The organism is Pseudoalteromonas sp. QJM3NY_12 (assembly GCF_056173165.1).
Window position 1 is genome coordinate 26,578 of the sequence record NZ_CM149661.1, and the last position, 21,605, is coordinate 48,182.

Annotated in this window: 17 protein-coding genes, 2 tRNA genes and 3 rRNA genes; 16 read left to right on the top strand and 6 right to left on the bottom strand. The window is 42.9% G+C overall.

Annotated features, from left to right (window positions below; translation table 11 throughout):
- Positions 1 to 74: 74 nt before the first annotated feature.
- The 3 genes from rsmB to def are packed head-to-tail and all read right to left on the bottom strand — an operon-like array spanning position 75 to position 2,854.
- On the bottom strand, positions 75 to 1,370 hold the full coding sequence (gene rsmB, locus AC0VZ5_RS00115) for a 16S rRNA (cytosine(967)-C(5))-methyltransferase RsmB (RefSeq protein ID WP_010392746.1): 1,296 nt from the start codon (positions 1,368 to 1,370) through the stop codon (positions 75 to 77).
- On the bottom strand, positions 1,363 to 2,316 hold the full coding sequence (gene fmt / locus AC0VZ5_RS00120) for a methionyl-tRNA formyltransferase (RefSeq protein WP_138609098.1): 954 nt from the start codon (positions 2,314 to 2,316) through the stop codon (positions 1,363 to 1,365). Before fmt ends, rsmB begins: the two co-directional genes overlap by 8 nt.
- 31 nt (positions 2,317 to 2,347) lie before the next feature.
- Positions 2,348 to 2,854: a peptide deformylase gene (gene def, locus AC0VZ5_RS00125; RefSeq protein WP_138609096.1), complete on the bottom strand. Its 507-nt coding sequence runs from the start codon at positions 2,852 to 2,854 to the stop codon at positions 2,348 to 2,350.
- A gap of 119 nt (positions 2,855 to 2,973) precedes the next feature.
- Here def and AC0VZ5_RS00130 point away from each other — a divergent pair, with 119 nt between their 5' ends.
- The 6 genes from AC0VZ5_RS00130 to hemF all read left to right on the top strand — a co-directional run bounded on the left by AC0VZ5_RS00130 (position 2,974) and on the right by hemF (position 7,884).
- On the top strand, positions 2,974 to 4,095 hold the full coding sequence (locus AC0VZ5_RS00130) for a LysM peptidoglycan-binding domain-containing protein (protein ID WP_138609094.1): 1,122 nt from the start codon (positions 2,974 to 2,976) through the stop codon (positions 4,093 to 4,095).
- Positions 4,096 to 4,123: 28 nt separating this feature from the next.
- Positions 4,124 to 5,215 carry a DNA-processing protein DprA gene (dprA, locus tag AC0VZ5_RS00135; RefSeq protein WP_475473668.1) on the top strand — a complete coding sequence of 364 codons (1,092 nt, stop codon included), beginning with the start codon at positions 4,124 to 4,126 and terminating at the stop codon, positions 5,213 to 5,215.
- A gap of 1 nt (position 5,216) precedes the next feature.
- On the top strand, positions 5,217 to 5,690 hold the full coding sequence (locus AC0VZ5_RS00140; RefSeq protein WP_010392756.1) for a DUF494 family protein: 474 nt from the start codon (positions 5,217 to 5,219) through the stop codon (positions 5,688 to 5,690).
- Between the two features lie 111 nt (positions 5,691 to 5,801).
- Positions 5,802 to 6,377, top strand: a complete 576-nt coding sequence (locus AC0VZ5_RS00145) for a DNA topoisomerase family protein (RefSeq protein ID WP_010392760.1) — start codon at positions 5,802 to 5,804, stop codon at positions 6,375 to 6,377.
- A 23-nt stretch (positions 6,378 to 6,400) separates the two neighbouring features.
- Entirely contained in the window at positions 6,401 to 6,964 is a 564-nt protein-coding gene (gene tsaC, locus AC0VZ5_RS00150; protein WP_138571419.1) for an L-threonylcarbamoyladenylate synthase type 1 TsaC, read from the top strand.
- A gap of 2 nt (positions 6,965 to 6,966) precedes the next feature.
- Positions 6,967 to 7,884 (top strand): oxygen-dependent coproporphyrinogen oxidase, encoded by a 918-nt coding sequence (gene hemF / locus AC0VZ5_RS00155; RefSeq protein WP_010392766.1) that lies wholly within the window; start codon positions 6,967 to 6,969, stop codon positions 7,882 to 7,884.
- Positions 7,885 to 7,930: 46 nt separating this feature from the next.
- Here hemF and AC0VZ5_RS00160 read toward each other — a convergent pair whose 3' ends face one another.
- Both AC0VZ5_RS00160 and AC0VZ5_RS00165 read right to left on the bottom strand, forming a co-directional pair.
- Positions 7,931 to 9,535 carry a methyl-accepting chemotaxis protein gene (locus AC0VZ5_RS00160; protein WP_475473672.1) on the bottom strand — a complete coding sequence of 535 codons (1,605 nt, stop codon included), beginning with the start codon at positions 9,533 to 9,535 and terminating at the stop codon, positions 7,931 to 7,933.
- Between the two features lie 102 nt (positions 9,536 to 9,637).
- Positions 9,638 to 10,075, bottom strand: coding sequence for a group II truncated hemoglobin (locus AC0VZ5_RS00165; RefSeq protein ID WP_010392770.1), 438 nt, complete (start codon positions 10,073 to 10,075; stop codon positions 9,638 to 9,640).
- A 52-nt stretch (positions 10,076 to 10,127) separates the two neighbouring features.
- On the opposite strand from AC0VZ5_RS00165, the gene aroE reads away from it, so the two are divergent.
- Together aroE and AC0VZ5_RS00175 are read left to right on the top strand one after the other, a co-directional pair.
- Positions 10,128 to 10,952 carry a shikimate dehydrogenase gene (gene aroE / locus AC0VZ5_RS00170; protein ID WP_248474677.1) on the top strand — a complete coding sequence of 275 codons (825 nt, stop codon included), beginning with the start codon at positions 10,128 to 10,130 and terminating at the stop codon, positions 10,950 to 10,952.
- Positions 10,949 to 11,203 carry a DUF1488 family protein gene (locus tag AC0VZ5_RS00175; RefSeq protein WP_075169462.1) on the top strand — a complete coding sequence of 85 codons (255 nt, stop codon included), beginning with the start codon at positions 10,949 to 10,951 and terminating at the stop codon, positions 11,201 to 11,203. Before aroE ends, AC0VZ5_RS00175 begins: the two co-directional genes overlap by 4 nt.
- Before the next feature lies 1 nt (position 11,204).
- Here the strand turns inward: AC0VZ5_RS00175 and AC0VZ5_RS00180 are convergent, their stop codons facing one another.
- Complete coding sequence (locus AC0VZ5_RS00180; protein ID WP_248474676.1) at positions 11,205 to 11,744, bottom strand: gamma carbonic anhydrase family protein; 540 nt, start codon at positions 11,742 to 11,744, stop codon at positions 11,205 to 11,207.
- A 580-nt stretch (positions 11,745 to 12,324) separates the two neighbouring features.
- Between AC0VZ5_RS00180 and AC0VZ5_RS00185 the strand changes: the two genes are divergently transcribed.
- The 8 genes from AC0VZ5_RS00185 (at position 12,325) to AC0VZ5_RS00220 (ending at position 21,561) form a co-directional block, all read left to right on the top strand.
- Positions 12,325 to 13,858: ribosomal RNA gene (locus AC0VZ5_RS00185) — 16S ribosomal RNA — on the top strand.
- Between the two features lie 76 nt (positions 13,859 to 13,934).
- Positions 13,935 to 14,011: transfer RNA gene (locus AC0VZ5_RS00190), tRNA-Ile, on the top strand.
- Between the two features lie 111 nt (positions 14,012 to 14,122).
- Positions 14,123 to 14,198 (top strand) — tRNA-Ala (locus tag AC0VZ5_RS00195).
- 296 nt (positions 14,199 to 14,494) lie between these two features.
- Positions 14,495 to 17,381, top strand: a 23S ribosomal RNA gene (locus tag AC0VZ5_RS00200).
- A 139-nt stretch (positions 17,382 to 17,520) separates the two neighbouring features.
- Positions 17,521 to 17,635, top strand: a 5S ribosomal RNA gene (rrf, locus tag AC0VZ5_RS00205).
- Together the 16S, 23S and 5S rRNA genes with 2 tRNA genes alongside form the textbook arrangement of a ribosomal RNA operon.
- 342 nt (positions 17,636 to 17,977) lie before the next feature.
- Entirely contained in the window at positions 17,978 to 18,910 is a 933-nt protein-coding gene (locus AC0VZ5_RS00210; protein WP_464710621.1) for a CHAD domain-containing protein, read from the top strand.
- A gap of 25 nt (positions 18,911 to 18,935) precedes the next feature.
- Positions 18,936 to 19,835 carry a DUF350 domain-containing protein gene (locus tag AC0VZ5_RS00215; RefSeq protein WP_041709155.1) on the top strand — a complete coding sequence of 300 codons (900 nt, stop codon included), beginning with the start codon at positions 18,936 to 18,938 and terminating at the stop codon, positions 19,833 to 19,835.
- 4 nt (positions 19,836 to 19,839) lie between these two features.
- On the top strand, positions 19,840 to 21,561 hold the full coding sequence (locus AC0VZ5_RS00220; RefSeq protein ID WP_475473675.1) for a polyamine aminopropyltransferase: 1,722 nt from the start codon (positions 19,840 to 19,842) through the stop codon (positions 21,559 to 21,561).
- Positions 21,562 to 21,605: the final 44 nt, after the last annotated feature.

The window sequence follows — 21,605 nt, forward strand, 5'->3', positions numbered from 1 at the left end:
GTATTATTAATACTAATTACATCAAAATAATAACTACCTCAAAGCGAGGTAGTTAAATGTGTTGCGTTGCAATACTAGGCTTTTTTAACTAATTTAGCGTAGTAAAAACCGTCACTTTCACCTGGTAACAGCTGTAAGCCTGGTGTGGTTTTTGTGTCTTCGCTGTGCAGAGGAATATGCTCCACATCGTCGTTATTAGCTAAAAACTTAGCAACTTGTTGTTGGTTTTCTTGAGGAAGTACCGAACAAGTTGCATACACTAATGTGCCACCTGGTTTTAACAATGGCCAAATGCTATCGAGTATATCGCCTTGTAGGGTCGATAAGTCGTTAATGTCGGATGCGCGACGTAGCCATTTTATATCTGGATGACGACGAATTACGCCCGTTGCAGAGCAGGGTACATCTAACAAAATACGATCAAACTGCTCTTCATCCCACCAAGTGTGAGGTTGCGATGCATCACCACATTGTAAGTCGGCGCCCAAACCAATTCGTTCTAAGTTTTGTTTAACACGTTCTAATCGTGTGGCATCGCTATCAAGCGCGAGTACATCTGCATCGGCAAGCTCTAAAATATGGCAGGTTTTACCACCAGGCGCTGCACAGGCATCAAGTATTGCATCACCATTTTGTGGGTCTAGGTAGCGAGCTGCAAGCTGCGCTGCCGCATCTTGTACTGAACAAGCACCGGTATCAAACTCAGGAAGTGAAAACACATCGCGTGGTTTGCTTAGTTTAATGCCATCAATAAAATCAGGGTTTAGAGTATGTTCAATATCGTTAGCGGTTAGCATTTCGCTATATTCTTGGGTGCTAAACTGCGATTGATTCACTCGCAGCCACATTGGCGCTTGCTGTTGGTTTGCTTCTAGAATGTCTTCCCAGTGATCTGGATAGGCTTCTTTTACTTGCTTTATAAACCAATTTGGGTGGTTGTATAAACATACCGGAATTTGTTTGGCTTTTTCTTCAAGCTCAACTTGCTGACGCTGAAAGCTTCGTAAAATGGCGTTAATAAGCCCTTTTAAGCCAAGAGCACGCAATTGTTGTAACGCATTAACCGTTTCGCTAATTGCTGCATGCGGCGGTACACGCATGTGTTGTAGTTGGTAAATGCCCACATACAATAAAAACTGGAAAATACGACGTTTGCCTTTAAGCGGTTGCTCGACTAGATGCTGGCAATAATTTTCTAGGCTAGGTAAGTAACGTAATACTCCGTAGCAAATTTGCTGCAGTAAAGCTTTATCTTTAGGTGATAGGCCTTGGCTAGCGAAAGGAAGTTCTTGATTAAGCGATGCTCCTTTATCAACCACGTTATATAAAGTTTCAGCGGCTAGCGCTCTGACATTGCTTACATTACTCATTATTTTCGCCTAATACAGTGCCGGGTGTGACCCAATCGCTACGACCGTTTAAAAAATCATTAATTGCCATTGGCTTTTTGCCTTGTGGTTGTAATTCGCCAATAGATAAAGCGTGTTTACCACAAGCCACAACGATACCGTTTTTATCACTTGCTAAGACAGTGCCAGCTGTGCCTGATTGTTCAACCACATTTGCTTGGTATATTTTTACCGTATTACCACTCATTTGGGTAAAGCATACTGGCCATGGGTTAAAGGCACGAATGTTGCGCTCGATTTGCTCGGCATCCATAGACCAATCAATGTTGGCTTCGTCTTTTGAGAGTTTTTTAGCGTAATTGGCATCGGTATCGTTTTGTGGTTCAGGCGTTATTTCCCCGTTGGCTAAACGATTTATGGTATCGATTAATGCATCAGGCCCGAGTTCAGCAAGCTTAGTGTATAAGCTGACACTGGTTTCAGTATTATCAATAGGGCAGCGGCTAATATGCAGCATATCGCCGGTATCTAGCCCTTCATCCATTTGCATTATCGTTACACCGGTTTGCTGATCGCCTGCCCAAATAGCACGTTGAATAGGCGCGGCACCACGCCAGCGCGGTAAAATAGAGCCATGCACATTTAAACACCCTAAACGCGGGGCATCTAAAATGGCTTTAGGTAAAATTAAACCGTAGGCAACTACAATCATAATATCGGCATTGAGGCTGTTTAATTCTTCAAGTGCCTCATCTGTTTTGAGAGATTGCGGCTGAAAAACAGGTAGCTCATGTTCTAGTGCAAGCGCTTTTACTTCACTGGCTTTTAGTTTTTTTCCGCGACCCGCTGGACGATCTGGTTGACTGTAAACGCCCACAATTTGGTGTTCACTATTGATGAGTGCTTGCAGGTGGCGTGCAGCAAAGTCCGGCGTACCGGCAAATATAATGCGTAATGGTTGTGTCACTGAGTTTCCTAATTATTTACTAAGGTGCTTATTATTGCGCTGCAAACTTCGCTTCTTTTTCAAGCTTTTTACGGATGCGTTGGCGCTTTAATGGAGATAAATAATCAATAAATAATTTACCTTGAAGGTGATCAAGCTCATGCTGAATACAAATCGCTAATAATTCGTCGGCATCAAGAACAAACTCTTTACCTTCTTCGTTGAGTGCAGCCACGGTAACAGTCTCTGCACGGTCAACTTTTGCATACGAATGAGGAACTGACAAACAGCCTTCTTCACTCACGGTAGAGCCATCTTTTTTGATAATTTGTGGATTGATAAGTACCAGTGGTTCATCGCGTTCTTCTGATACATCGATCACCACAATACGTTGGTGAATATCAACTTGCGTAGCAGCAAGTCCAATACCATTTTCGTCGTACATAGTTTCTAGCATATCTTTGACGATTTCACGTACTTGGTCGTCAACAACAGTTACTTCTTTTGCGATTGTACGTAAACGTTCATCTGGAAATCTTAAAACTTCTAACCTAGCCATAGTTACCTTTTACACTTATGCTTAAATTTAGGGTATCGTATGTTCTTATTTTAGCCATTCACGTTCCCCTTTAACAGGTTTTGATTAATAATAATGAAAAAACACTATGAGGAAGCTCAATGAAATCTCCATTCATTGCAATTATACTTGCATTAAGTGCTACTTTTCCTGTGCTAGCAGATGTACTAACTATAAAAAAAGACGCGCCTAAACAGTACGTTGTAAAAAAAGGTGACACGCTTTGGGATATCTCAGCGATATATTTAAACGAGCCGTGGCTGTGGCCTGAGTTATGGCAAATGAATCCGCAAATAGGCAATCCTCATCTTATTTACCCGGGCGATGCGTTAGCATTAATTTACGATACAGACGGTAATCCGCGTTTAGTAATTAATAAAGCGTATAGAAAGCTATCACCTATAGGGCGTATTACTCCTAAAGGGAAAGACGCTATCACTACATTACCGCTTGCGCTGATTAAACCGTATTTGTCATTTGAACAAGCGATAAACAGCGATTTGGTAAAAGAAAAACCCTATATTTTAGGTGCAAACGAAAATACTAAAACTCAAACTATTGATCATATTCTATATGTTAAAGGTAATTTAAAGCGCCATCAGGCTTATGCTATTTACCATGAAGGAGCGCCTTACACCGATCCTAAAACAGGTGAAGAACTAGCGAGTAGAGCATCTTATGTAGGTATGGCCCGGGCCTTTAGAGCTGGTGATGCCGCCAATGGCGAACCTGCCTCAGTCAGGGTTGAATCAGTAAAACGTGAAATTAAACAAGGTGACTTTTTATTACCCGCCATGGAAGGGCAGATGCTGCCAGTGTATTTTAATATGCATCGTCCTACCCAGCCGCTGCAGGGCCATGTAATTGCATCTCCTCGTGAAGTGAGAGAATTTAGCACGATGGATGTGGTGGTGCTAAACTTAGGCTCTGAGCAACAAGTTGAAGTGGGCCATGTACTTGATATTGAACGCCAATCACCTAAAGTAATTGATGGTGCTCGAGGTCCGCGCTATACCGAAGATTCAAGTCGTTTAGAAAAATTGGTATCGGCTACTAGCGAATTATTCGGCTCAGAAACTGATGAAGACAGCATAACGTGGAAAATGCCAGCTGAAAAAGTTGGTGAAATGATTATTTTTAAAGTGTATGACAAAGTTAGTTATGCGCTGATCACTAAAAATCAGCACCCAATTCGCATTGGAGATTTAGCAGTTATTCATTAAGTAGCGAGTCGGTGTTCTAGGAGGGAACATGGAACAATCGTGTGGCAAGCTAAATCATTGGCTTGCCTTTTACTTATGCAAAGGGCTAGGGATTAAAACGCTCTTAGCCCTGTCTCAACAATACAGTTTAGCATCGCTGTTTTCTTTATCACACGCTGAGCTAGTAAACATTGGTTTAACGGCTCACCAAGCTAGCAACTTACTTAACATTAACTGGCAGCAAGTTGCACATTATGAGCAGTTGATCAGCCAACAAAACATTGTTGTTATTAGTATTTTTGATACCACCTACCCAGAACAGCTAAAACAAATAGCCAGTGCGCCACTATTACTTTTTTGTAAAGGGGATATCAGCTTGCTGGCTTCGCCGCAAATAGCCATTGTTGGCAGTCGAAACGCAACGACTACAGGGCTTGAAATTGCTGCTGAGTTTGCACACCAGTTAACCCTTGCTGGCATAACAGTAACCTCAGGTATGGCGCGAGGTATTGACGGTGCTGCCCATAAAGGGGCACTGTCAGGAAATGGCAAAACCATTGCAGTGCTAGGGACAGGCGTTGATATTTACTATCCTAAACGCCATAAGTTACTCACAGAGCAAGTATTAGCAACAGGCTTATTGGTTAGTGAGTTTTTGCCTGGTACGGCTGCCAATGCGCACAACTTCCCACGGCGCAATCGTATTATTTCAGGGCTCTCTTTAGGCGTTTTAATTGTTGAAGCCGAAATTAAAAGCGGCTCATTAATTACGGTACGTTACGCGCTTGAACAAAATAAAGAAGTTTTTGCGGTACCCGGTTCAATTAAAAATCCGCTTGCACAAGCTAGCCACTTTTTAATTAAACAAGGTGCTAAGCTGGTTGAGAACGTCGCAGATATCCTTGATGAGATGAACTTTTCATACCCTTCTGGTCTAAACTGTAAAGAGTTAACTGATGCTGTAACCTCAGATTGCGAGGTACTTAATAGTATTGGGTTTGAGGTGACCAGTGTGGACGATATTATGCGTCGAGTGCAGTGGCCAATTGATAAAGTACAAGCGCGATTGCTTGATTTAGAGTTAGACGATCAAATTGAGCGAGTATTAGACGGCTATATTAAATTAAGCGCTGGAGGATAATATGTTTGATATTCTTATGTATTTATTTGAAAACTATGTTCACAGCGAAAGCGATGTTTTTGTTGAGCAAAGTAAGCTTACTGATGAGCTACTGCGCGCTGGGTTTAACAAGCCGGAAATAAACAAAGCTATTGACTGGTTAGATCAACTTGCCGCATTACAATATAGTAATGAGTCGCCTTATTTATTAGCCACTGAGCAGCATGCAGTGCGAATCTTTACCGATAGCGAGTGTCGAGTTCTTGATACTGAATGCCGTGGCTTTTTAATGTTTGTTGAACAAACCGGCGTTATTAATAGCACCACTCGTGAAATGGTGATGGATCGTTTGGCGGCGCTTGATAATTCAGCCATTACTTTAGAAGATTTAAAATGGTTAATTTTGATGGTGTTATTCAATGCCCCTGATTCTCAGCAGGCGTATGAGCAAATGGAAGATCTTATTTTTGATGAGCCTAGCGAAGTGTTACATTAACCATTATTGGGTGTTTTATTATTTTCAGCGTTAACAAACCGACTGCGATAGCTTGTATCTTTAAGGGTTTTGGGTATATTAGGCGAAAATTCACCAACCACTAGGATTTACATGAGTAAAATCGATCATTCACTTTTCTCGGCCAATAAACACGCCTTAGAAAAAGAATATGAGATATGCCCGCAATGTGGTTCAGAACTCGTCATTCGTAATAGTAAGTCGGGGCCTTTTTTAGGCTGCGCTAGTTACCCTAAGTGCGATTTTATTCGCCCGCTTGCCCATCATGATAGCAATGAAATAAAAGTACTTGAGGACAGCGAGTGTCCAGAGTGTAGCAAGCCGCTGGTGGTGAAAAATGGTCGCTACGGTATGTTTATTGGTTGTACGGGTTATCCTGAATGCCACTATATTGCCAGTGACGATGACGACACCCCAAGTGAAGAGCCTGTGGTTGGTTGCCCTAAATGTAAAAAAGGGCATTTAGTTTCACGCAGTAATAAGTTTGGTAAAGTATTCTATTCCTGCGACTGTTACCCAAGCTGTAAATATACGCTTAATCATAAACCTGTAGCTCAAGCGTGTCCTGTATGTGACTGGCCAGTTGTTACTGAGAAAAAAGCCGCGAGTGGTGTTGTGTTACAATGCCCACAAAAAAGCTGTATGCATAAGTTTGCTGCCACTGAATAACATAAATATCTCTGGAGACAATTTTGTCTGACCTTTCTTCTTTATCTGCTGCAATAACAAGCTTAGAACAAGGCGATGTTATTTTATACCCAACTGAAGCTGTTTATGGCTTAGGTTGCGATCCTGATAATCAACAAGCGGTGGAGCGTTTACTTGATATTAAACAACGCCCAGTTGAAAAAGGGCTTATTTTAATTGCTGACAATTACGGGCAATTATTAAAGTACGTGGATGACGCTAAGTTGCCCATGGACAAACGCGCTGATATTTTTTCAAGTTGGCCTGGTGCTATTACCTGGGTCATGCCTGCTGCTAAAACCACGCCGAAGTGGTTAACAGGGCAATTTGATACTATTGCAGTGAGAGTAACTAACCATCCTACAGTTAAACGTTTATGCCAAGAGTTTGGTAAACCATTGGTATCAACAAGTGCAAATTTAACTGGTCAAGCAACGGTAACAAGTATTGTTGAGGCGCAGCAGCAGTTTGCAGATCAGGTTAGTTTTTATGTTGATGAACCATTAGGTGGTAATACACAACCAAGCACCATTAAAGATGCCACAACAGGCAATATATTCAGAGGTTAACTATGCAAAGCGAATTATTAAAACAAGTAAAAGCCTACTTTATGGCTTTGCAAGATACCATTTGCCAAGGCTTAGAAGCAGCAGATGGGAAAGCACAATTTGTTGAAGACAGCTGGCAGCGAGAAGAGGGCGGCGGTGGTCGTACTCGCGTTATCACCAATGGTAATGTGATTGAGCAAGGCGGAGTTAATTACTCTCATGTATTTGGTGCCTCTATGCCGGGCTCTGCCACTGCACATAGGCCTGAACTTGCAGGACGTAGTTTTCATGCGTGTGGTGTATCGTTAGTGATTCATCCTAAAAACCCACATATACCAACAAGCCATGCCAATGTACGCTTTTTTATTGCCGAAAAAGAAGGTGAAGAACCGATTTGGTGGTTTGGTGGTGGTTTTGATTTAACCCCGTTTTACCCTGTACTTGAAGATGTAGTGCATTGGCACCAAGTTGCGCACGATGTGTGTCAGCCATTTGGCGATGATGTTTATCCAAAATATAAAAAATGGTGTGACGAATACTTTTATTTAAAACATCGTGATGAAACCCGCGGCGTAGGCGGCTTATTTTTTGACGATTTAAATGAGTTAGGTTTTGAGCAAAGCTTTGCATTTATGCAATCGGTGGGTAATGGCTTTTTAGATGCTTACGTTCCTATTATTGAACGTCGTAAAAACGATGAGTACACCGAGCAGCAGCGCGACTTCCAATTATACCGCCGTGGTCGTTATGTTGAGTTTAATTTAGTCTGGGACCGTGGCACATTGTTTGGTTTACAAAGCGGTGGCCGTACGGAATCTATTTTAATGTCGATGCCACCTTTAGCCCGTTGGGAGTATAACTATACCCCAGCCGAAGACAGCGCAGAGGCATTACTATATAAAGATTTCTTAAAGCCTCGAGATTGGTTAGCACTGGGCTAAGAATGATATGCCAGTCAATAAGCTACTTATTGACTGGCTTTTAAAATTATTGTTTAAGTTTAAAACTGCGTACCTGCTCATCTAACGAGCGAGCTAAGTTGAGTAACTCTTCACTGACTTTTTGATTTTCATCGGCATCCACTAATGATTGCTCGGCGTTATCGCTAATACCAACAACACTTATATTTATTTCTTCAGCAGCTTGGTTTTGTTGCTCTGTTGCATCGGCTATTTGTATATTGAGCTCATTTATTTCATTCATTTGCCCTGAAATATCTTTTAAAGCTTGTGCAACTTGTTGTACTTGTTGCGCTCTTTCGTCTGCCTCTGCACAGGACTCACCCATGGTTTTAACGGTTTGCGCGGCTTCGGATTGTAACTTATCTATAGTACGGCGTATTTCATCGGTAGAGGCATGAGTTCGAGTTGCTAAAGTACGTACTTCATCAGCAACAACGGCAAAGCCTCGGCCAGCTTCACCTGCACGGGCAGCTTCAATGGCAGCATTAAGCGCTAATAAATTTGTTTGCTCGGCGATACTGCTGATCACCTCAAGTACTTTTCCCACCTCAAGCGTTTGCTCTTGCAGTTGTCTCACTTGATCTGCCGCTTGGCGTACATCTTCTGCTAACTGATTAATACTGAGTTCGGTTTGCTCTGCAACCTGCATGCTTTGTTGTGCTAGTTCATTACTGTTCTCAGATTTTTCTTGAGCAAAATGAGTGGTGTTTCTTACTTCATTGGATGAGCTTTCTAGTTCATTAATTGCTGCGGCCACCGAATCGGTACTTTTCTTTTGTTCTAAAATAGCGCGCTCAGTGGTATCGGCCGAGGTATAAATTTTCTCTGCTGAATGAATAAGTACTTTTGAAGAGTGAGATACCTGAGCAATATTATCTTTAAACGTAGCAATCATTTGGTTAAAGCTGGTGGCAAGCCAGCCGAGTTCATCTTCGGCGTTATCTTTAATGCGTAAGGTTAAATCTTTATTGGTAGTGGCTAAGTGCATTGCATGGCCGAGCTTTTTAAGGCGCACTATAAATATTTTTCTAAACACTATACCTAGCAGCACAAAGGCAATAATAAAAATAGTAGAAAGTAGGCTGGTGGTTACTAAGGTGTTGTAAGTTACCTCATTATCAATATCAGCTAAGGAATAACTAATTTTTACCACGCCTAGTACATCGCCTTCTTGCGCTTGGTGGCAGCCTAAACAGTTAGTACCTTTATAATCAGAGCTAGCATACATAGGGCGTAGGTAGGTCATACTGCGGCTATCGGTGTTTTGCTCTATAAATAAGCTTTCTTTACCCTTTAGTGCTTCGCGTTCGTTGTTATTACTTGCTGTTTGGTTTTTATTTCCGGCACCATACAGATTATTAACTATATCGGAGCGAATAATATGAGCATCTTCTATATTAGGGTGTTTGCGTAGCTTTTGGCTCAATAATTCTCGATTAGCCATAGTACCGGTTAGCATCATGGTGTTTATTGAGTCAAAATAATTATCGGCAAGCAGCTTAATGTTTTCTGCCACCGTATCCTGGGCGAGCGTGCGCTGTTGGCTAGCACTACTAAAAATACTGGCTATTAATACAATAACGCCAGTTAGAGCTAATAAAGCATAAATTTTATGTTGGATTGATTTCACACGCGCCACGCTTTTCTAATTATTTGATAGGGTATTATCTATATTTTAGAAAAGCGGATTTTGACTTAGCGCAAATAATCCACAATTAAAGAACGAGGTAGGTTAATGCTGGTTAATCATATGGCTGGCAAGCTGAGCCAGTGATTGACGTAAGCCTTCGCGTAACACAGGGTTATCTATTTCTATATCTAAGGTCTTATTCATGCAATACATCCACTGATCACGTAAGTCTTGATCAATAGGGAACGGCATATGGCGTTTACGCAGCATCGGGTGGCCGTGTTTTTCTACAAATAGGTCAGGCCCACCAAGCCAACCGGATAAAAACTCAAAAAATACTTGGCGAATTCTGTCTAATGGTTGAGGATGCATATCATATAACGGTTTAGCGTATTCATCACTGGCCATTATATCGTAGAATCTATTAGCAATTGCACGCGTGGGGGCTTCTCCACCAATGATTTCATACGGAGTTTTATCTGGCGTAGGTGCTTGTGTAGTTGTAGACGGCTTTGATCTTGAAAAGAGTCTTTTAATCATAATTTTATCATCGTTAATAGGCAGTACTAAAACTGCGAAGAGGTTGTTTAAAATGGACAAATATGCGGTTTTTGGAAATCCAATCAAACATTCAAAATCTCCCATTATTCATCAGCAGTTTGCAAAATCATTGGGAGAGCAAATCGACTATCGCGCAATATTAGCACCTATCGATGGATTTGAAAAAACAGTCGCTGCTTTTTTTGAGCAAGGGGGAAAAGGCGCCAATGTCACTGTTCCTTTCAAAGAGCAGGCTTTTGCTTTAGCCGATGAACTCACCCCAGTTGCTAAACTGGCAGGCGCAGTGAACACCCTTAAAAAGCGCGATGATGGCAGTTTACTTGGTGATAACACTGATGGCACTGGTTTTGTTAACGACTTACTGACCAATAAAATAACGATAACAGGTAAACGCCTGTTGATCATTGGTGCGGGTGGCGCTGCTCGAGGAGTTATCTTACCTTTACTAGAGCAAAATCCCGCAGAGATAGTTATTGTTAATCGCACAGCACACAAAGCCCAAACATTGGCAAAACTCTTCACTGGGCATGGCAATGTTTCGGGGTATGGTTTTGACGACCTTCCTTTTGCTGATTATCATTTAGTTATTAACTCAACCTCGAGCAGCATGAATAACGAATTACCTGCGTTAAGCGAAAAGCACTTAAGCACATGTGAAATGGCTTATGATATGTTTTACGCCACGCAAAATACGCTATTCATGAATTGGGTCAGCGAACACAATAAAGCAGCTAAGCTATTAGATGGCAGTGGTATGCTAGTAGGCCAAGCCGCACAAGCTTATTATGTATGGCGAAATAAAATGCCTGAGATTGTCCCTGTTATTACTGCACTAAAGCAGGGAGTGCTTAAATGAATCAAGCAATACAGTTTATAGATCGACTCGAATTTAGAGAGCCAACTCATCAATTAGTTTTTTTTGCACAAGTAAGTGGCATGCTAGTTGAGTGTGTGATTGCTGTCAGTAGTTTAAATTTAGCCGATGAGAGTCATGCAACGCGTTATTTTGAGCAATACCGTTTTGATTATGAAGAACGTGCCGAGCAGCTTATTGAAGATGAATGCTATAACTCGGCAGGTCAAATAGAAGTGAGTCTAGTTAGTTAAATTAACTAGCGTCTTCAGCTAAGTATTCATCTTTTAGCTGAACATAATTATCAGCAGACACTTTTAAAAAGCTCAGCTCTTGCTCTGTTAATGGGCGAGCTTGTTTTACTGGGCTACCTACATATAAAAAACCAGACTCTAAACGCTTATTAGGGGGTACTAAAGCACCGCCACCAATAATAACCTCATCTTCTACAATCACATTATCCATAATAATAGCGCCCATACCCACGAGTATACGATTACCTAATACGCAGCCATGTAGCATTACCTTATGACCAACGGTTACATCATCACCAATAATAAGCGGGTAGCCGTCTGGATTATTCTTTGTTGCTCTTGATAAGTGTAAAACGCTGCCATCTTGTATATTAGTACGCTGACCAATACGAATATAGTTAACATCACCGCGGGCAGCAACTAACGGCCATACACTGCTATCATCACCTATAGTGATATCACCGACTAATACAGACGACTCGTCTACATAAACAGATTTATTAAACGCAGGAGTGATTCCTTTATAAGAACGTATTGCCATATATGCACCTTTAAATTAAACATATTAAGAGTATTAGTGTAACAGTAGCGCTTATTTTAGTGCCAGCAAAGCCTGTATTGATTATAAAACTACCAGTTTCACCTGCTTTCGCTCAGATACTAACCGAACAGTGTGTTTTTTTAGTTTTTCTTTAAAAAAGTACTTGCGTAAAAATCTGTTCTCCCTATAATGCGACCCCACTGAGACGGGGAACGCCAACGCATAGCGAGGCACGAACTACTCAGAGAGTTAAATAAAACTTGAGTTTAAATCATCGTAAGAAAGTTTAAAATTAAGTGTTGACTCGAAAAATAAAGGATGTATTATACGCATCCCTAGCGACAACGTCGCAACGTTCTTTAACAATATAAAGCAATCATCTGTGTGGGCACTCGTGCAGATTGAGTTCTAACAGCCAAGCTTAGTTTACTAAGTGAGGCAAACAAATTTAGAGTCTCAATTGAAACTGAGTGACCAACAGAATAATTACTTAGGTAGTTATTCAGCACAGTCAATTCAATATCGAAAGATATTAAATAAATTCAGAATTCATTGAGCTGTCGAAAGACAAAAAACTTTTTAATTGAAGAGTTTGATCATGGCTCAGATTGAACGCTGGCGGCAGGCCTAACACATGCAAGTCGAGCGGTAACATTTCTAGCTTGCTAGAAGATGACGAGCGGCGGACGGGTGAGTAATGCTTGGGAACATGCCTTGAGGTGGGGGACAACAGTTGGAAACGACTGCTAATACCGCATAATGTCTACGGACCAAAGGGGGCTTCGGCTCTCGCCTTTAGATTGGCCCAAGTGGGATTAGCTAGTTGGTGAGGTAATGGCTCACCAAGGCGACGATCCCTAGCTGGTTTGAGAGGATGATCAGCCACACTGGGACTGAGACACGGCCCAGACTCCTACGGGAGGCAGCAGTGGGGAATATTGCACAATGGGCGCAAGCCTGATGCAGCCATGCCGCGTGTGTGAAGAAGGCCTTCGGGTTGTAAAGCACTTTCAGTCAGGAGGAAAGGTTAGTAGTTAATACCTGCTAGCTGTGACGTTACTGACAGAAGAAGCACCGGCTAACTCCGTGCCAGCAGCCGCGGTAATACGGAGGGTGCGAGCGTTAATCGGAATTACTGGGCGTAAAGCGTACGCAGGCGGTTTGTTAAGCGAGATGTGAAAGCCCCGGGCTCAACCTGGGAACTGCATTTCGAACTGGCAAACTAGAGTGTGATAGAGGGTGGTAGAATTTCAGGTGTAGCGGTGAAATGCGTAGAGATCTGAAGGAATACCGATGGCGAAGGCAGCCACCTGGGTCAACACTGACGCTCATGTACGAAAGCGTGGGGAGCAAACAGGATTAGATACCCTGGTAGTCCACGCCGTAAACGATGTCTACTAGAAGCTCGGAACCTCGGTTCTGTTTTTCAAAGCTAACGCATTAAGTAGACCGCCTGGGGAGTACGGCCGCAAGGTTAAAACTCAAATGAATTGACGGGGGCCCGCACAAGCGGTGGAGCATGTGGTTTAATTCGATGCAACGCGAAGAACCTTACCTACACTTGACATACAGAGAACTTACCAGAGATGGTTTGGTGCCTTCGGGAACTCTGATACAGGTGCTGCATGGCTGTCGTCAGCTCGTGTTGTGAGATGTTGGGTTAAGTCCCGCAACGAGCGCAACCCCTATCCTTAGTTGCTAGCAGGTAATGCTGAGAACTCTAAGGAGACTGCCGGTGATAAACCGGAGGAAGGTGGGGACGACGTCAAGTCATCATGGCCCTTACGTGTAGGGCTACACACGTGCTACAATGGCGCATACAGAGTGCTGCGAACCTGCGAAGGTAAGCGAATCACTTAAAGTGCGTCGTAGTCCGGATTGGAGTCTGCAACTCGACTCCATGAAGTCGGAATCGCTAGTAATCGCGTATCAGAATGACGCGGTGAATACGTTCCCGGGCCTTGTACACACCGCCCGTCACACCATGGGAGTGGGTTGCTCCAGAAGTAGATAGTCTAACCCTCGGGAGGACGTTTACCACGGAGTGATTCATGACTGGGGTGAAGTCGTAACAAGGTAGCCCTAGGGGAACCTGGGGCTGGATCACCTCCTTATACGATTTAGAGCTTATTTGTTCGTAGTGTCCACACAGATGATTGTTAATTGTAAAGAGAACAACACTTATTGTTTGGGTCTGTAGCTCAGCTGGTTAGAGCGCACCCCTGATAAGGGTGAGGTCGGTAGTTCAAATCTACTCAGACCCACCACTTCTTCTTAATACTTCGTTGTAAGCTTCGTTGTTTAGTGAACTAAACAGCCTCAACTTACGCCTTGTCTTAAAAAGAAGTCGGTATACAAACAGTAAGACCAGCATATGTGGGGCTATAGCTCAGCTGGGAGAGCGCCTGCCTTGCACGCAGGAGGTCAGCAGTTCGATCCTGCTTAGCTCCACCACTTTACTTCTTAAAAATAAATATTCTTTTATCGGGTAGCACAATCACCTGAGAATAGAGTGTGTTTAATTTTGAGAAGTTTTTGATTCTCTGCTCTTTAAAAATTTGGAAAAGCTGATAATAAAATTCGTATGAATACATTGTATTTGTACAGAGTTTTCAAAAGTAAAAAAGAATGATAGCAGTATCATTCAGTGCCAATTTAATCCTCGGATTAATTGGTATCTACTTTAGTATTCAATATTAACTTCTGGCGAAGTTAAACTGTCACGAAACAAAGACCCGTTTGGGTTGTATGGTTAAGTGACTAAGCGTACACGGTGGATGCCTTGGCAGTTGGAGGCGATGAAGGACGTATTAACTTGCGATAAGCCTAGTCAAGCTAGTAAAAAGCACTTGAGACTAGGATTTCCGAATGGGGAAACCCACCTGCTTGCAGGTATCGTTAACTGAATACATAGGTTAACGAGGCGAACGCGGAGAACTGAAACATCTAAGTACCCGTAGGAAAAGAAATCAACCGAGATTCCGATAGTAGCGGCGAGCGAAATCGGAACAGCCCTTAAGCTTATTATGTGTTAATGGAAGGCTCTGGAAAGTGCCACGATACAGGGTGATAGTCCCGTACATGAAAACGAATTTTAAGTGAAATCGAGTAGGTCGGAGCACGTGAAACTTTGACTGAATATAGGTGGACCATCATCTAAGGCTAAATACTCCCAACTGACCGATAGTGAACCAGTACCGTGAGGGAAAGGCGAAAAGAACCCCTGTGAGGGGAGTGAAATAGAACCTGAAACCGTGTACGTACAAGCAGTAGGAGCCCACTTGTTGGGTGACTGCGTACCTTTTGTATAATGGGTCAGCGACTTATATTTTGTAGCGAGGTTAACCGATTAGGGTAGCCGTAGGGAAACCGAGTCTTAACTGGGCGAATAGTTGCAAGGTATAGACCCGAAACCCGGTGATCTAGCCATGGGCAGGTTGAAGATTGAGTAACATCAATTGGAGGACCGAACCCACTAACGTTGAAAAGTTAGGGGATGACCTGTGGTTAGGAGTGAAAGGCTAATCAAACCGGGAGATAGCTGGTTCTCCCCGAAATCTATTTAGGTAGAGCCTCGGACGAATACTTACGGGGGTAGAGCACTGTTAAGGCTAGGGGGTCATCCCGACTTACCAACCCTTTGCAAACTCCGAATACCGTAAAGTAATATCCGGGAGACACACGGCGGGTGCTAACGTCCGTCGTGAAGAGGGAAACAACCCAGACCGCCAGCTAAGGTCCCAAAGTCATAGTTAAGTGGGAAACGATGTGGAAAGGCCCAGACAGCCAGGAGGTTGGCTTAGAAGCAGCCATCCTTTAAAGAAAGCGTAATAGCTCACTGGTCGAGTCGGTCTGCGCGGAAGATGTAACGGGGCTAAACTATGCACCGAAGCTGCGGATTCAGAATTTATTCTGAGTGGTAGGGGAGCGTTCTGTAAGCGGTTGAAGGTGTACCGGGAGGTATGCTGGACGTATCAGAAGTGCGAATGCTGACATGAGTAACGATAATGCGGGTGAAAAACCCGCACGCCGGAAGACCAAGGGTTCCTATCCCATGTTAATCAGGGTAGGGTAAGTCGACCCCTAAGGCGAGGCCGAAAGGCGTAGTCGATGGGAAACGGATTAATATTTCCGTACTTGGTATAATTGCGATGGGGGGACGGAGCAGGCTAAGCAAGCATGGCGATGGTAGTCCATGTGAAAGTGTGTAGGCTAGCGACTTAGGTAAATCCGGGTTGCTGTTAGGCTGAGACACGAGACGAGTCACCACGGTGATGAAGTTGCTGATGCCATACTTCCAGGAAAAGCCTCTAAGCTTCAGATTATACCGAATCGTACCCCAAACCGACACAGGTGGTCAGGTAGAGAATACTAAGGCGCTTGAGAGAACTCGGGTGAAGGAACTAGGCAAAATCGTACCGTAACTTCGGGAGAAGGTACGCTCCGATTGGTGATGAGACTTGCTCTCTAAGCTGATTGGAGCCGCAGTGACCAGGTGGCTGGGACTGTTTATTAAAAACACAGCACTGTGCAAAATCGCAAGATGACGTATACGGTGTGACACCTGCCCGGTGCCGGAAGGTTAATTGATGGGGTTATCTTCGGAGAAGCTCTTGATCGAAGCCCCGGTAAACGGCGGCCGTAACTATAACGGTCCTAAGGTAGCGAAATTCCTTGTCGGGTAAGTTCCGACCTGCACGAATGGTGTAACCATGGCCACGCTGTCTCCACCCGAGACTCAGTGAAATTGAAATCGCAGTGAAGATGCTGTGTACCCGCGGCTAGACGGAAAGACCCCGTGAACCTTTACTACAGCTTGGCACTGAACATTGAACCTACATGTGTAGGATAGGTGGGAGACTTTGAAGCAGAGACGCTAGTTTTTGTGGAGTCGTCCTTGAAATACCACCCTTGTAGTTTTGATGTTCTAACGTTGGCCCCTGAATCGGGGTTACGGACAGTGCCTGGTGGGTAGTTTGACTGGGGCGGTCTCCTCCCAAAGAGTAACGGAGGAGCACGAAGGTTGGCTAAGTACGGTCGGACATCGTACGGTTAGTGTAATGGTAGAAGCCAGCTTAACTGCGAGACAGACACGTCGAGCAGGTACGAAAGTAGGTCATAGTGATCCGGTGGTTCTGAATGGAAGGGCCATCGCTCAACGGATAAAAGGTACTCCGGGGATAACAGGCTGATACCGCCCAAGAGTTCATATCGACGGCGGTGTTTGGCACCTCGATGTCGGCTCATCACATCCTGGGGCTGAAGTCGGTCCCAAGGGTATGGCTGTTCGCCATTTAAAGTGGTACGCGAGCTGGGTTTAGAACGTCGTGAGACAGTTCGGTCCCTATCTGCCGTGGGCGTTTGAGAATTGAGAGGGGTTGCTCCTAGTACGAGAGGACCGGAGTGAACGAACCGCTGGTGTTCGGGTTGTCATGCCAATGGCATTGCCCGGTAGCTACGTTCGGAACTGATAAGCGCTGAAAGCATCTAAGCGCGAAGCAGGCCTCGAGATGAGTTCTCACTAGACTTTTAAAGTCTCTGAAGGGCCGTTGAAGACTACAACGTTGATAGGCAAGATGTGGAAGTGGTGTGAGCCATTAAGCTAACTTGTACTAATTACCCGTGAGGCTTAACCATACAACGCCAAACGCGTTTTATGTGATAGTGAAACAAGCGAAGAAGTTAATATAACTAAAGTAGATACTTGAAAACTTTTATTATCAGAAATTCCAAATTTTAGTTAGTGCGTAGCGATACGGACTGACATCAAAATTTGCTTGGTGACAATAGCGTTTTGGACCCACCTGACCCCATGCCGAACTCAGTAGTGAAACGAAACAGCGCCGATGATAGTGTAGCATTTGTTATGTGAAAGTAGGTCATTACCAGGCTCCAAATACAAGAAAGCCCGATTCGAAAGAGTCGGGCTTTTTTACGTTTGGAATAAAGTAAAAGAAGGTATTAGGTTAAAGGAAGAGAATTGATCAGAGCCGACCCTAAGGCATTCTACTGCGTCATCACAACGAAGTAGCGCACCCACTCCAAATATAGTCAGTATACAGCCCTAAGTTTTGAAGTATTACCATCAGCACTCTCTCTTTACTGATCTTAGTTATTCTCCTTGCATCTTTAAACTAGTCCCTAAATTATCATCTTGTTGCAATTTCATTGTTGGTTTAATAACTGTCCTGTGTAAAACTATCTAGGATAATTTAGTAAATCAGGTGACATGAATGTCGAATATAAAAGCTTGGAAACTTCTCAGCCTGTTTTGTTTGTTTACAGCACTGATTGGTTGTCAATCTAAAGAAGAACAGCTACAACAAACAATTCAAGAGTCCATTAAAAAGGCCGATGTCGAGCTTACTCAGCTTGGTAAAGCACTTGATAATGGTAGTATACGTAATGCGATTATTCTTAAAGAATACAGTCGTATCCTTAAACAACAGCAGCCTGAACTCAGTAAGGTTGTTGATGTCGTTAGCCTTGATGCCACACGCCAAGGAGCCCTTTATAGTGGCTTAACCCAACGTCTTGATGATATTAAGGGTAATTACTTAATTCCTCCTTACGAAGACACTTTATACAATATTGATTTATTGCGTGAGGCGGCCAAGCCAACGTTATTTTCTGATGCCTTAACCGATCCTATTAATATGCTTGCGGATATGTCGAATGGCTCTTTGGCACGAGTTGGCGCTATAAGCCAAAAAGCTGAAGGCCAAGGGGTTGGTAACCAAATGGTAGGTAATCCTAACTATGGTAATTGGCAAACGAATAGTAGCGGTATTAGTTTTTGGCAATGGTACGGCATGTACCGTATTTTGGGTGATGTATTTGACCGAGTTGAATACGGAAGTTGGAGTAAACGCCGCAAGTATAGTTACTACAATGACTATGGTCGTACTCGTTACTCAAGCCCTAAACAAATAAAAACCCAAAGTGCGTTAGAAACACGTACACGACAATCTTACCAACGCCAAGGCAAGCAGTTCACTAGTCCTTATGCGAGTAAAAAAACAGGTGCATCAGGTTTGAGTCGCAGCAGTTATACGCCGTCTAAAAGTCGCAGCAGTTACTCAAGAGCGAGTAGTTATAGCAATAATTCAGGATCGGTTCGTAATAGCAGTAGCAGAACCTCGCGCGGCGTAAGTCGTGGTAAGTAAAGAATAACGTTGGAGTTAGAATAATATGTATGAATTTAATGGAATAACTATGTGGTCTTTGCAAGCACTGTCAGTAGACTTTGCAATTATCATCTTACTGTTTGTGAGCCTAAAGTATATTAAAGGTTGGGTGTCTAATTTACATGCTAATGATGAAATTACCGAGCGAGATAACTTTGCATTCGGAATAAGCTTTGCCGCTGGCTTAGTTGCCCTTGCGATTGTATTAACGGGTGTAAGTAGTGGTGCTTTTGCTGCTACGTTACAAAAAGAAGCTCTGTTAATGCTTGGCTATGGTGCATTAGCAATTTTGCTTATAAAGCTGGGTCACTTTTTTCAAGATAAAGTGGCATTGCGTAAAGTAAGCTTACATAACGAAATAGTCAAAGGTAACGTTACTGCGTCAATTATTGATTTTGGCCATGTAGTTAGTGTTGCGGTGGTTATTCGCTCTGCACTATTGTGGGTTGCTACCGAAGGCTGGCATGGCATTCCTATTGTGATTGCCGCTTTTGTGATTGGTAGTGTGGTACTGCTTTTAGTAAGCCAATACCGAGTGCAATTATTTAAACGCACCAATAAAAGCGGTGATTGCCTACAACAAGCCATTGTTGATGGTAATTTAGCAGTAGGTGTTCGCTATGCCGGCTTTTTAATTGGTAGTGCATTAGCCATTACTGCTGCAACAGGTATTGCTCCCTATGCTGCCGATAATATTAACGCGAGTTTACTTTACTGGGCGCTAAGTGCCGTTGTTAGTTTGGTTGCTTTCATTTTACTGCACTTACTGACGATTAAAATCATTCTTGCTGGGTGTAATATTTCAGATGAAGTGAATCGTCAAAAGAATGTGGGTGTTGCCGCTATTTCTGCAGCAGTGTCATTTGCTGTCGGGATCACTATGGCCACACTACTGGGTGCATAATCACGTGTCATCAACTCAAGCTTCCCCAAGTAAATTTAATTTACTTGGGCATGATATTTTACTGATCACTGTTATGGCCGTACTCGCAGGGTGCGGCCTTATTTATGAATACTTACTTTCTCATTACGCTGGCCGAGTACTAGGCTCAGTTGAGAGTGCAATTTACGCCATGATAGGCACTATGATTGTAGCTATGGGGATGGGTGCATTTTTAGCGCGTTGGTTTAAAGATGCCTTTACCGCATTTGCCTGGCTAGAAAGCATTATTGCGCTCATAGGTATGGGCTGTATATTAGCCATTGCCAGTATCATTGCTGTTAGTTATTCACTCCCTCATTTATTCTCAAGTATTTTTAATATTCCACCTGACGTTATTCTTAATGGTTATGTGTTTCAAAAGCTGCAAGAGTGGTCTCGCTTTTTACCTTATGTATTTGGCTTAATATTAGGGCTATTTATTGGTATGGAAATACCGCTTATTGCGCGTATTCGCCAGCATGTTTATGGACGTTTTTTAGAAAATAACGCCGGCACTATATATGGGGCTGACTATATTGGCGCCGGTATTGGCGCGGCAATTTGGGTGAGTATTATGCTCGCGATGCCAATAATGCAAGCCGCTGCTTGGACAGCGCTATTTAACATTATTGCCGGCCTTGCCTTTTTATGGCGTTACCATAGCTATGTACGCTTTGCTAAGTTGCTATTGGTTTGCCATATATTACTGCTGGTGTTATTCGCTTTTATTTTGCAGTTTGGTAGTAGCTGGATGGATAATCTAAGTAACGTACTATACAAAGATAAAGTTATTTATTCCCAAGCAACGAAATACCAGCATGTGGTGTTAACCGAACGCTTAAGTAAAAATCAGCCACAGCCAATTACCGATCTATACTTAAATGGTCGTTTGCAGTTCTCTAGTGTAGATGAGCAAATATATCACTCAATGCTGGTTTATCCTGCAATGCTCGCATCTAATCGTCATGACCGTGTTTTGATTATTGGTGGCGGTGACGGATTGGCCATGCGTGATGTATTAAAGTGGCCGGTTGAGGAAGTGACTTTAATTGATTTAGATGGACAGCTACTCAATTTATTTGGTCATAAAGATAACAAATACACACCGCCTGATGATATTAAACAGCGATTAGTGGCACTCAATAATGAATCGATGCATGACCCCCGAGCAAATATTATTGTGGGTGATGCATTTTTAGAAGTTGAGAGACTACTGGATCAGTCAAAGCAGTTCGATACTATCCTAATTGACCTGCCAGACCCTAATCATCCCGATCTGAATAAGATGTATAGCGACTATTTTTATAACCATGTGCGTCAATTATTGGCACCTGATGGTGCTATGGCGGTACAGTCAACCTCGCCTTATCATGCAAAAAAGGCATTTTTAAGTATTGCTAAAACCGTTAAAGCCGCAGGTTTTGATTATGTAGAGCAATATCAGCAAAACATCCCTTCGTTTGGTCAGTGGGGGTGGACTATTGCTACTAAAATGGGGCAATCACCAAGTGCACGTATTAGCAATATAACGGATATGCCAGTGCCATCTCGGTGGATTAGTAAAAAATATTTATTAGCCAGTTTTGCATTTCCTAATAACTATTTTGAACAAGTTAACGATATTAAAGTCAATAGGTTAGGTTCTGGTCGTTTATATGATTATTACCGGGCTGCTTGGCAAATAGAAAGTGAATTGTATAAAAATTAATAAAACATGGTTGACATAATATGTCGGCCATGCGAATCTTAACT

Coding starts and splice junctions, on each gene's coding strand:
- hemF (WP_010392766.1), top strand. CDS start 6,967: ATGCAAAGCGAATTATTAAAACAAGTAAAAGCCTACTTTATGGCTTTG.
- aroE (WP_248474677.1), top strand. CDS start 10,128: ATGGACAAATATGCGGTTTTTGGAAATCCAATCAAACATTCAAAATCT.
- AC0VZ5_RS00145 (WP_010392760.1), top strand. CDS start 5,802: ATGAGTAAAATCGATCATTCACTTTTCTCGGCCAATAAACACGCCTTA.
- AC0VZ5_RS00130 (WP_138609094.1), top strand. CDS start 2,974: ATGAAATCTCCATTCATTGCAATTATACTTGCATTAAGTGCTACTTTT.
- AC0VZ5_RS00210 (WP_464710621.1), top strand. CDS start 17,978: ATGTCGAATATAAAAGCTTGGAAACTTCTCAGCCTGTTTTGTTTGTTT.
- rsmB (WP_010392746.1), bottom strand. CDS start 1,370: ATGAGTAATGTAAGCAATGTCAGAGCGCTAGCCGCTGAAACTTTATAT.
- def (WP_138609096.1), bottom strand. CDS start 2,854: ATGGCTAGGTTAGAAGTTTTAAGATTTCCAGATGAACGTTTACGTACA.
- AC0VZ5_RS00165 (WP_010392770.1), bottom strand. CDS start 10,075: ATGATTAAAAGACTCTTTTCAAGATCAAAGCCGTCTACAACTACACAA.
- AC0VZ5_RS00175 (WP_075169462.1), top strand. CDS start 10,949: ATGAATCAAGCAATACAGTTTATAGATCGACTCGAATTTAGAGAGCCA.
- dprA (WP_475473668.1), top strand. CDS start 4,124: ATGGAACAATCGTGTGGCAAGCTAAATCATTGGCTTGCCTTTTACTTA.
- AC0VZ5_RS00180 (WP_248474676.1), bottom strand. CDS start 11,744: ATGGCAATACGTTCTTATAAAGGAATCACTCCTGCGTTTAATAAATCT.
- AC0VZ5_RS00140 (WP_010392756.1), top strand. CDS start 5,217: ATGTTTGATATTCTTATGTATTTATTTGAAAACTATGTTCACAGCGAA.
- AC0VZ5_RS00215 (WP_041709155.1), top strand. CDS start 18,936: ATGTATGAATTTAATGGAATAACTATGTGGTCTTTGCAAGCACTGTCA.